Below are 11,882 nucleotides of genomic sequence, written 5' to 3' on the forward strand. Positions count from 1 at the left end.
ATCCAACCAAAAGATTTAAAATTACTATATAAATCATTGCAACAATTTGTTCATGAATGGATTGTCTCTATTCACTGAGTACATAAAAAGTCAGTTAGTAAATTTGATAACAAACTAATTAAAACAAAGCGATTCGAATAAAGCAAAATGGGCTATTAAGATGTAAAAAAATGGAATATACGGACGAATAGGTACATGTAAAATGATATGAGATTATATTAGGAGAACTACTTTCTCATAGTACGTAAATGTTGTTCCATTTTTGATATTTTAAATCTAGGCAAGTGCTACTCCAATATACTGATAAACCTGTATGCACTATCAACTCGTCACATGTTGAGTGCTTTCACTTCTAGTTTTAAGAAAATAATGATGAGGTTGTGTGTAAAAAATTCTCTCTGCTCGTAAAGTGGAGAGACTTTTTTTGTACTGAATATTTAAGGCTAGGAAGTAGATTTAAGGACCAACTAAATATAAGGCAAAAAAATATGCGGACTGAATATAGGCATCAACCATAAATATTATTTTAGCAACATATTAAAATGCTTCAACGCAAAATAGGCTCTTTGTTTAGTAACAGAGACCTAAAAAAAGCATATTTTGTTGAAGAGAGTACACATCGTATCGAATGATTTCGTTTACACAGAACTGGCATTGACTTTTCAACTCTCTATACAAGTTTAGCCCAAATAATTAAAGACAATGGGGAGGGAAAAAACAAAATGTTTCAAAATGAGCTGCAAGGGTTGGGAATCGACCCTTATCAAGTTGGTCAGTTAGTTCCTATGGACATTCAGAGTCAGGACCTGCACATGATGAGCAGGCGTTGTGGAGGCTGTGGATTCCGTTGCGGTGGCTGTGGAGGATTCCGTTGTGGAGGATTTCGTTGTGGTGGTTTTGGCTGCTTTGGCTGTGGAGGCTGTGGAGGCTGTGGTGGCTGCTTCGGTTTCAGTTGTTTCGGCTTTGGTCTCGGGTTTAGCTGTTTCGGTTTTATTTAATTGTTTTGGCAGTTTGAGCTGTTTGGCGCCTGGTAATTTCCTAAAGAAAAAATTAATATTGTGAATCAAAAATGCCCCTGCGTAATTTGCTGGGGCACTTCTTAAATTTAAAGAAAGTATATAACTTTGAGAATTGTCCAACTCTAGCGCCCTTCGCTCTTCTCGCTACGATAAGTCAAGCACGAATGCGCCTCCGGCTCCTTCGTGTTTCCTTTATCTAATTTGAGCGCTCCAGGCCATACGCCGTTGAACAGGGCGCTTCCGCTTTTCTTTTTATCATATTGGACAAAAAATCGTACATAAACTGATAGTGAATAATTAGTACGATTATGAATAAGGAGGAGCTGAATGAAAAAACTGGACTCGTCCTCACGTCTGAAGGCCAAAAGGGATACTTTCTTTATTCCAGATCCAAATGGTGGTGTGTATTTTAGAAACAACTTAAGTTCATTCCGTATGGAAGGCAATACAATCTTTCAATGGATTGAAAAATTACTTCCAATGTTCAATGGAGAACATACAATGGGAGAATTAACAAATGGATTAACTGCCCCTTATCGGGAAAGGGTGTACGAAATTGGAGAAACGTTGCACAACAATGGTTTTGTTCGGGATCTAAGCAAAGAGGATCCCCATCAATTGAATCGAAACATTCTTGAAAAGTATGCTTCACAAATCGAATTTATAGAGAATTTTATGGAATCTGGTGCGTACCATTTTCAAGAATACCGTCAGGCGAAAGTTCTGGCTGTTGGCTCTGGCCCCTTTATGGTTTCATTGGTTTCCGCGTTAATCGAATCAGGTCTGCCCAAATTAAATGTCATGGTCACAGATTCCATTCCAACTAATTGGCAGAGGCTACATGAACTGGTGCAAAATGCACGTAAGACTGATTCCGAAGTCGAGATAAAGGAAGTACCCTTTCATAAAGACGCGGGGAGCAGTTTCTGGAGAGAAGCAATTCAGCCTTATGATTGGATTCTATACGTCTCGCAGGATGGCAATATAAATGAGCTAAGGGACCTTAATCTGGTTTGCAAAGAAGAAAAGAAGGCATTTATGCCATCCATCTATTTAGATCAGGTGGGGCTATCCGGCCCATTTGATCAACCAGATACAGATGGATGTTGGGAGTCTGCATGGCGCAGAATCCATCACTCAGCCTTAAAAAAAGATCTTCAGCCTCAATCCTTCTCTTCAACAGCGGGATCGATTCTGGCAAATGTTTCTGTATTTGAATTTTTCAAAAGGGCTACAGGGATTGCAGATTCTAATGAGAGTCATCAAATTTATATGCTTGATCTTGAGACCCTCGAAGGAGACTGGCTGTACTTCATCCCACATCCATTGGGTACGTCTAAACGTGATACTCTAAGACTGGTGGAGGATTTTGATTTACGCCTCAAACAAGAAACGGACAGAAATGAACCATCGAGTGACCTCTTAGAGTATTTCAGTAGACTAACGTCAGAAGAAATAGGAATTTTCCATACCTGGGAGGAACGAAATTTACCCCAACTTCCACTTGCACAGTGCTATGTTCAAGCAGTTAACCCCTTTTCAGAGGGACCGGCAGAGCTGCTTCCTGAAGTTGTCTGTGCTGGACTATCACATGAGGAAGCAAAAAAAGAGGCTGGGCTTACGGGCATTGAAATGTATGTTTCACAAATGATGAATTTCCACGATCTGGGATACAATCATAAGAAAAATAAGGTGGGTGCGAACATACCTGAGGAATTTATAGGCATCGGTGCTGGAGAAACAATCGCAGAGTCTGTTTGTAGAGGCCTTCAAGTATATTTAGATGAAGAATTGAAAAAAAGAAAGTTCGATCAGCAGAGTGCGGTTTATCGTATGAAGTTGGGAGCCCTAGAAGATAAGCGATGCAGATTTTATTATAATGCCCTGACCACCTTAAATGGTGCTCCAACAATTGGTTTAAAAGAGGATGTACTAGGTTTCCCAGTGGTATGGGTAAGGTCGAATGGCCGTTGGCACAAAAGCGCAGGTTTAAATACAACATTGGCATTACGAAATGCATTGGAACAATCGCTTTTGGATGCTCAAAACCAAGTGAATTCCACAGTAAAGCAAGAGATGGAGTCAACAGTTTTTCTGGGAGAAAACGAAAGCAAACTGGATATCCCATCTTGTGATGAAATGACGTCTCAGGAGCTATTACAATCTTCTATTCAGGTATTAAACCGGAACCGCATGCGGCTAGTAATCTATGACTTAGCCTTTGAGCCGTTTTTAAAACAAGAGCTGGCAGGGGTGTTTGGTGTTCAGGTTCAAGAGGGGGGATACTAATGGCTGCTTATATACTTATAGATGGTGAGGGTTTATTAGCGGAATATGTCTATGAGCAATTGTCCCCAAACTATCTTGTTAGGCGCCAAAGCATTCTTGAAGAGGTTCCCGAAAATACAGAATTAGTTCTTGTGCTGCACGATACCTGGAAACCATCCGTTCATCAAAAAGCGGAAGAGAGGTTAAGGGCCTTAGGTATTCCGTGGCTTCGGGGTTTCGTTTCGTTTGGTGAGGGAATTATTGGTCCATTTGTACGCCCTGATGTACCGGGGTGTTCTCATTGTGCTGACATACGACTATTGTTAGCTGGACCTGATCGCAAAGAGATGTTGGGACTTCGGGTGAAAATGGCAACAGGAGAAGGTTTACTTCGTGATGCATGGGCATCACGAACCGGACTATCGCAAATGGCGATCTTGATTAGCAACGAAGTGATGAAGATAATTCAAGGAGAACAAAGCTTCTTAGGAGAACGGGTAATAATAACAAATCTGAAAACGTTAACGATCTCCAGCCATTTTTTCTTGCCAGATCCGTTGTGCCCAATGTGCAGTCCATTACCTAAAGACACAGCTGAATTAGCGAAAATCAGGTTAGAAGCTAGTCCTAAATTGGAGCCTTCTGGTTACCGATGCCGTTCGATAGATGAATTAAAAAACGTGCTAGTCCAAAATTATCTGGATTATCGTACTGGGATCATGAATGGGAAAATGCAGGATTCCAGGCTGCCGTTCGCTGATGTTTTAGTGAACATGCCGTTGTTTGATGGGGACGAGGGAGTAGCAGGTAGGTCTAATTCCTATGAAATGAGTGAGCTAACTGCCATTTTAGAGGGTTTGGAGAGATATTGCGGAATCGAACCTCGCGGGAAAAGGAAGGTAGTTCGTGATAGTTATCAAAATTTGGCGGATAAAGCACTAAATCCTGCAAAGGTAGGTTTGCATGAGAAGGAGCAGTATTCAAAGCCACATTTTCCATTTGAACCATTTCATCCTGATAAACCAATGAATTGGGTCTGGGGATATTCATTTTTACAAGAACGCCCTATTCTTGTTCCGGAGTTACTGGCCTATTACAGTTTGGGATATGGAGAGGGATTTGTTTATGAGACTTCCAACGGTTGTGCTTTAGGAGGGACTATAGAGGAGGCCATTTTCCATGCTATTATGGAGATCGTCGAGCGAGACTCATTCTTATTAACCTGGTATGCACAACTCCCCCTTCCACGTCTTGACCTTAGTTCTGCGAACGATAAAGAATTGCAGTTGATGGTTAGCCGCATAAATGAGGTGGCTGGTTATGACCTGCATTTTTACAATTCGACGATGGAACATGAAATTCCGAGCGTTTGGGCAGTGGCAAAAAACAGAAGATCCAAGGGTACAAATCTTATTTGTGCAGGCGCAGCTAATCCTGATCCTGTAAAGGCAGTAAAAAGTGCGATTTACGAGCTTGCAGGAATGATGTTTAGGCATGACGAAATATTGGAGAATAATCGACAGAAATATGAAGCGATGTTACAGGATCCGTTTGCTGTGCGTACCATGGAGGACCATGGCATGCTATACGGACTAAGAGAAGCGGAGGAGAACTTAAGCTTTTTATTGGATGAGAATCGCCCTTTACGTACATTTGATGAGGAATTTAAATGCCCGCCGGTGAATGCTGATTTGAAGGATGATGTTGAGGATATTCTAAATAGGTTCCGAAGATTAGACTTGGAAGTCATTGTGGTTGACCAAACATCTCCTATAACCAAAAGGAACGGTTTAGTTTGTGTAAAGGTAATAATTCCTGGAATGCTGCCAATGACATTTGGACATCACCTTACACGTATAAAAGGTCTTGAACGTGTACTAAACGTACCTGTAAAACTCGGGTTTAAAAACCATCCGTTAACATATGAACAGTTGAATCCATATCCCCACCCTTTTCCATAACTGCAAGAGTAGGAGGGTTTCAGTTGGATCTAGATACATTCCTATACAATTTGCATTTTGACACTGATAAACTTCTTTCGCCAGATTGGCAACCGGATTGGGAAGACGCACCACTTCCCTATAAACTGTACCGTGGCTTACCAGAGATTCCACTTACCGCAGATATACCGTTAACTCTCAAAGGGAGAGAAGCTAATTCAATACCCAGCCTGGAGGAGTTTGGTCATTATTTATGGTATGTATATGGTCTTACTCGATACTCTCAAACTGCTTTCATTGAGGGCATAGGGGAAAAAGCTGATGTAAGCTACGCCCAGTTGTTTCGCAGATTTGTTCCCTCTGGCGGAGCGTTGTATCCAAATGAATTATATGTGTACTTAAAGTTGGAGGATGTACCAGAGGGAGTTTACCATTACGATGTTGCACACCATCGCCTTTTATTGTTGCGAGAAGGCAACTATGATTCCTACCTATCCAGAAGTCTTGGAAATCGTTATAATCTTTCAGACTGTTTTGGTACTGTTTTTGTATCGACGGTTTTTTGGAAAAACTTTTATAAATACAATAATTTCTCATACAGGTTACAAGGGTTAGATGCAGGCGTGCTAATTGGGCAATCGTTGGAAGTGGCGGGTAGGACGGGGTTCTCAACACAGGTATGTTACCAATTTTTGGATCGTCCTATCAATCATTTGCTTGGGCTATCTGAACAGGATGAAAGTGTATATGCTGTGATTCCATTATCTATTTATAATGTGGATCAATTTAATCTAGAAAAAAATATTTCTGCAAAGGAATTGTCCAGAGAAGTTCCATTGCTCAAGCATGTAACATATAACCGTTCAAAGAGAGTTATTGATTACCCATTACTGAAAGAGATCAATGAAGCCTCAATGTTGGAGACAACACATTCATTTGTGAACATAAAAAAAGATAATCCTCTTAACACTGCATTAGGTTCAGAGTTAATCATGCTGCCATTTACGGAGGCAATTTCATACGATCTCGCATCTGTTTGCAGAGAGCGGCACTCTCCTGATATTGATTTTATGATAGGGAAAGTCAGTCAAACAAAAGTATCTACTTTGTTAAAAGAGACTTTTTCATTTTCATATCAAAAAGACCTTAACAACACACAGGGGAATCTTGAGACTGGTTTAAATTTGTATGGCACTTTTTATAACGTGGAAGGTGTTCAAGATGGTGCTTATGCCTATGATATAAGTGCTCATGCACTTCGGAGAATATCTAAGGGGGATTTCCGGGAGTATATGCAAAATTGTTTAACAACGCCAATTGTAAATCTGTTTCAGGTACCGCTCTGTCTGCATGTAGTTGGAGAGAAGGACCACCTCAAAAAGGAACTGGGCTATAGAGGATACAGAATTCAACAGATGGAAGCAGGTATACTTCTGCAAAGGCTACTCTTGACAGCATGTGCCCTAGAGATGGGGGGACACCCACTATTAGGATTCGACTCGAACCAAAGTGATGAACTTTACGGAGTCAATTCGAAAGAAAAAACAAGCCTTATACAAATCCCTGTCGGTCCATACCTTCCCCGCGTCTGGTTAAAAGGAAGTTTGAATAGCTAGAAGTGGAGGCTGGGACAAAACCCACCTCTGACATCTAAAAAGCCGTTGAAATTTTACGACGAGTAAAATTTCAACGGCTTTCATTACGTAGTGAACGAAAAACGCCGAAACAAATTGTGAAGCAAGTGTATGACTGGATCACACGCAAACAGAAGTACGAAAAGGATTTTGAGGTTTTCGGCACACGTAACAGTTATTCGAAAACAGACAAAGATGCAACATTTATGCGAATGAAAGACGATTACATGCAAAATGGACAACTAAAACCTGGCTTTAATGTACAAATCGCAACAGAAGGACAATACACATTAGCGGTACGGTGTTTTCGCTAACCCAACGGATACGAAAACATTGACATCATTTCTTGACCAAATCGAAGAACAGTACTTTGAATTACCGGAACATATCGTGGCGGATGCCGGTTACGGCAGTGAACAGAATAATGAAGATATTCTTTCGAAGCGTAAAAGAACGCCATTGATTACATTCAATCACTACTTAAACGAGCAGAAAAGAAAATTTCAAAACGTTTAAAACAAGTAACTGGGCTTATAATGGAACAAGTGATACGTACACGTGTCAGAATGAGAAGCAACTTACATTTCAATACATTTCAATACAATTCAGTACGTACAGATAAAACAGGATTTCAGCGCCAATTTAAAATCTATGCATGTGAAGACTGTACAGGTTGCCCATTGCGAAAGTTTTGTACAAAAGTGCAAGAAGGTACAAACCGTAAGCTCATAGTAAACGAGAAATGGGAGCAAAAAAAGAATATGTACGAAACAAGCCTTCAGAAGAAAAAACAGGTTCAATTTACCTTCAACATAAAATCGATGTAGAACCAGTTTTTGGGTTCTTGAAGGCTAATTTAGGTTTCACTCGATTTTCTGTTCGAGGAAAGTCAAAGGTTGAAAACGAAATGGGTCTCGGATTAATGGCCGTCAATTTAAGAAAATATGGGGCAAAAGTGTAAGATCTTGCCCCATATTGTGAAATGAAATGAGAAAAGTGAAATCTGCATTGCGATTTCACTTATTTCAAATATAGAAGCTAGTTTTGTCCCAGCCTCATCAAATTTAATTCCTAAACAGAGTCTACCGCAACAGGTTCTTCTTTCGGTTTTTCTTTTCTTGTAGGGATGACCAAATTTAAAATAACAGTAGCTAAGGCCCCTACTGTAATCCCAGAGGATAAAATATAATTTGCCCAATCAGGAGTACTATATAGAACCTCTTTAGGCAGGATTGAAACGGCTATTGTTAATAAGATAGGCATTCCGATGATGATCATATTGCGGTCATCAATTATAATTGGCTGAATCACCTTTATGCCATTTGCAACAATCGCAACACAAACAATTCCAAAAACCCCGTTTATGACAGGCTCCGGTATGCAAGTAATTGCTGTAGAAAGCTTTGGTACGAGACCTAGGCAAATTAAAATCACTCCACTAGCCATGATTACTAATCTGCTCGCAACACCAGTGATTGCCAAAAGCCCGGCATTAGATGAGTAGCCAGTCATTGGTGTACTACCAACTAATGCACCAACAAAGCAGCCAAGACCCTCACCAAAAGAAGCCCTATTTAATCGCTTTTCATCAAGCTCTTTCCCCGTAACCGTCGAAACGACAAACCATGTTCCAGTTGTTTCAATTAAAATGATTAAATAGACGAATACCATCGTTATGATGGCGCTTACATCAAATACAGGACTTCCAAATGGAAGGAGGGATGGAAACGAGAACCAGCTTGCATCCCTAACAGGTGAAAAATCAACACTGCCAAATAAACTTGCAGTCATCGTTCCGACAGCAATGGCTATGATGACAGAAACTAAACGAAAAAATGTTCCGATCCCTTTTAACCTGGGGCCAAGAAGCATGCAAGAAATTAAAACTCCCGCGGAAACTGCCGCGACAAGAATGTTTTCCCCGATGTTCCCTGGTGAATGATAAATGTTATTAAGGCCAATAGGCATTAAGGCAATTCCTACAATAATGATAACTGTCCCGCCAACAAGAGGCGGAATAAACTTTCTAACAGCTTTTGCAAACCATTTTAATGGATATCCGATTACTGCAATAATGATTGCCCCAGGAATTAAACTTCCTGCGATGGCACCAAGCCCTAGTTTCCCGCCGATTGCGGCAATGGCTCCAATAGGCACATATGAAGGCCCCTGTACAACTGGCAGCTTAATTCCTGCACCAGTCTGAATTAATGTGGCAATGCCTGTTCCAAGAAAACACATTTGAATGAAGAAAGAGGTATTTTCTGTACTTAAGGCAAGAAGGCCAGCGATAATGATAGGAGCAATATACAAATCCATTGCCAGAACATGCTGTAAACCAAGGACAAAGGCTTTGCCATAGCCAATCCTATCATCTACACCGATAATAATCCCATTTTCTGGTTTTTTGTCCATTCGGTGTCCCCCTTAAAATATTGTGTTATTAAGCTATTCAGCTTGTTTAAAATAAATACGCTATTAATTTAAAAATTTAGAATATTTAAAATAAAAATTGATGTTTGTGATTTTTACTGAATACTTGCCATATTCTCTTAATAATAATAATTAAGAACTGAAAAAAGAGAGATCAAATTTGTTGAATTATTAATCTCTCAAAAAATCCCAATCTATTTAATTATTTCAAACTATTACGTATTAGTAATTTTCTTAACTGGATTGTATCGATCGCGTATTTTCTCTTTTTATTTGGAATAATTAAATTTAGGCTAACTCTAGCCATTGCTCCAACTGTGATCCAATAAGATAAAATATTGTTCGCCCAATCTGGAGTACTGTAAAAATCTTCTTTAGGTAAAATTGTAACTGCAATTTTTAAAAGGATAGGCATATCAATTACGAACTGAACGAAAACCATTGTAATAATTACATATGAGGGGGAGATAAGATGATTCAAGATAAAGTTTTGCTGGAGGACTGGATTGTGACATGCCGTTCTGAAGATGTAAAGGAAAAGCCAATTCAGATTATTCTGATGGGAGAACGCTTAGCCATTTTTAGAAATAGTGAAGGGGTCCATGCTTTTAGAGATTTATGTATCCATAGGGGGGCGGCTTTGTCGCTTGGCGAGGTGAAAAATGATTGTATTGTATGTCCTTATCATGGCTGGGAATATAACCACGACGGTGAATGTGTGAGCATTCCTCAACTGCCTGAAGGAAGAGCAATCCCAAAAAAAGCAAAAGCTGAGTCATATGCCTGTATGGAAAAATACGGATTTGTTTGGGTGAATTTAGCGAATAATAACCCGGAGTTTTTTCGATATGAAGAAATGGAAGGCACTGCTTTCCGTAATGTGATTTGGGGACCGCAGGAGGTTCAGGCTAAGCCGCCGCGAATCATCGAAAACTTTCTCGATGTAGGACATTTAGCTGTCCTTCATGAGGGATATCTTGGCGCAGCAAGCCATCGTGTGATTCAAAATTACTTTGTTCATAAAGAAAATGGCAGAATCTATACCGATGAGATTCCCATCTATCAGCCTGATCCGGATGGATCTGGAAAACCAAAATACGTATACTACACGTATGAAATTATGCGCCCTTTAACGGTCAAATTTACAAAAAGAGACCATGAAAATAACACAGAAATGACAATTGTTCTAACTGTCAGACCAGTTAATGAAAATGAATCCGTAGCTTATGGAATCCTTTCCTTTGATTACGAAACTGGTTTAACCGATGAAGAAATAGTCAAGTTTCAAAATGAAATTTTCGCTCAAGATAAACCGGTAGTAGAAAACCAAAAACCGGAGGAACTTCCGCTTGATCTTCAAGTTGAACTTTCCCTTATCTGTGATCGAATGAGTATTGCTTACAGACAGTATTTGAAAGAGTTTGGTGTTGTATTAGGTACAGCTTAATAGAAAAATGGCGAAACTCATCATTTCAGATAGTGATGGGTTTTATTTTTTGTCGTTTCTTAATATGAACGTAAAAGGAATTATGATTTTTATCATAATTGTCTTCATTAATAAATTGGGAAAGAATGAGTAATTATACATATAGTCTAAAATCGGTGATTAAAAATGAACAAACAAAAACAGCATGTCATCGATACTGCTCATTATTTATTTATCGAAAAAGGTTTTCAAGCGACGTCCATTCAAGATATTTTAGGTTGCAGGGGAATTTCCAGAGGGACTTTTTAGAATTACTTTTCCTCAAAGAGTGAATTGTTAATCTTGGTATTTAAATGGCTCCAAGAGAAGTTAGAGAAAGAGCGCAATCAGCTGCTTATGGGTCAGGACCTAAGTGATTGATATATTTTGCAAAAAGATTATTTTAAGAATGCAAAATAATAAATAACGAGCAAAAATATCGATGCATTTACGGACTAAATTGTCTCGTTGGTGTAGACAGTCAATTTGGCACGCCAATATGGTTCCTAGATGAAAAGGAGAAAAATCCGTATGACCGATTAATAGAGTATATTGAATCCTCTTAAGAGGCGGAAGAATGGATGGAAGCCATTCTAATAGAATTGGAAGAATTGATAGCAATGTAGGATGGGTAATCCCTATTTTTTTACTCAGAAAGAAATGAGGCTTTTGGGGGCATCGAACCCTCAAAAGTTGGCTGCGCAAGAAAACCGGTAAGCTCCATCTCGTTAAGCTGCAGGAAGCTGGAACCTATGGAGCTTTTCTATTGGCAGTTGCCGGCATCGAACCGGCGACTGCCAACCAATGCTGATTCCTCCGGGATCTATTCGCCCCGGGAACGCTCGTACCAAGTTTCTTAATGATGATGTCCCAATGGCGCGTACGTTCTACCCCGGCTACTGTTATCATATATCCATATAAAAAATGGTCAACCAGAAATATTTTCTGGCTGACCTTATAATATGAAAGGGTGAGATTGTTAAGTAATACAGGTAGAAAATGGTCAAACTATTTTATTAAAACTAAACTTAAATCTGCTGGGTAAGAATCCATTTTAATCAAATGATTTTTCAAAATGGATTCTTTTATTCATTTGGATAAAAAATCTGGTACAATCTATACC

The 11,882-nt window shown here is 39.5% G+C and carries 7 protein-coding genes and 1 pseudogene; 7 read left to right on the top strand and 1 reads right to left on the bottom strand.

The features are described from left to right. Positions 1-722: 722 nt before the first annotated feature. From V7164_RS25685 to V7164_RS10360, 5 genes and pseudogenes are all read left to right on the top strand, one after another. Positions 723-998: a heterocycloanthracin/sonorensin family bacteriocin gene (locus tag V7164_RS25685; RefSeq protein WP_438824040.1), complete on the top strand. Its 276-nt coding sequence runs from the start codon at positions 723-725 to the stop codon at positions 996-998. 348 nt (positions 999-1,346) lie between these two features. Beyond that, a complete protein-coding gene (locus tag V7164_RS10345) occupies positions 1,347-3,308 on the top strand; it encodes a putative thiazole-containing bacteriocin maturation protein (RefSeq protein ID WP_335354037.1) in 1,962 nt (653 codons plus the stop codon). Next, positions 3,308-5,248 carry a TOMM precursor leader peptide-binding protein gene (locus tag V7164_RS10350; protein WP_335354038.1) on the top strand — a complete coding sequence of 647 codons (1,941 nt, stop codon included), beginning with the start codon at positions 3,308-3,310 and terminating at the stop codon, positions 5,246-5,248. Before V7164_RS10345 ends, V7164_RS10350 begins: the two co-directional genes overlap by 1 nt. A gap of 23 nt (positions 5,249-5,271) precedes the next feature. Beyond that, positions 5,272-6,843, top strand: a complete 1,572-nt coding sequence (locus tag V7164_RS10355) for a SagB family peptide dehydrogenase (RefSeq protein WP_335354039.1) — start codon at positions 5,272-5,274, stop codon at positions 6,841-6,843. 71 nt (positions 6,844-6,914) lie between these two features. After that, a pseudogene (locus V7164_RS10360) lies at positions 6,915-7,822 on the top strand (transposase); the annotation flags it as partial. 110 nt (positions 7,823-7,932) lie between these two features. Here the strand turns inward: V7164_RS10360 and V7164_RS10365 are convergent. Then, positions 7,933-9,276, bottom strand: a complete 1,344-nt coding sequence (locus V7164_RS10365) for a uracil-xanthine permease family protein (protein ID WP_335346451.1) — start codon at positions 9,274-9,276, stop codon at positions 7,933-7,935. Between the two features lie 490 nt (positions 9,277-9,766). Here V7164_RS10365 and V7164_RS10370 point away from each other — a divergent pair, with 490 nt between their 5' ends. Together V7164_RS10370 and V7164_RS10375 are read left to right on the top strand one after the other, a co-directional pair. Next, positions 9,767-10,741, top strand: coding sequence for an aromatic ring-hydroxylating dioxygenase subunit alpha (locus V7164_RS10370; RefSeq protein ID WP_335354040.1), 975 nt, complete (start codon positions 9,767-9,769; stop codon positions 10,739-10,741). Positions 10,742-10,906: 165 nt separating this feature from the next. Continuing rightward, positions 10,907-11,029: a TetR/AcrR family transcriptional regulator gene (locus V7164_RS10375; protein WP_335354041.1), complete on the top strand. Its 123-nt coding sequence runs from the start codon at positions 10,907-10,909 to the stop codon at positions 11,027-11,029. Positions 11,030-11,882: the final 853 nt, after the last annotated feature.

The organism is Bacillus sp. JJ1474 (assembly GCF_036965225.1).
Lineage (GTDB): Bacteria > Bacillota > Bacilli > Bacillales > Cytobacillaceae > Cytobacillus.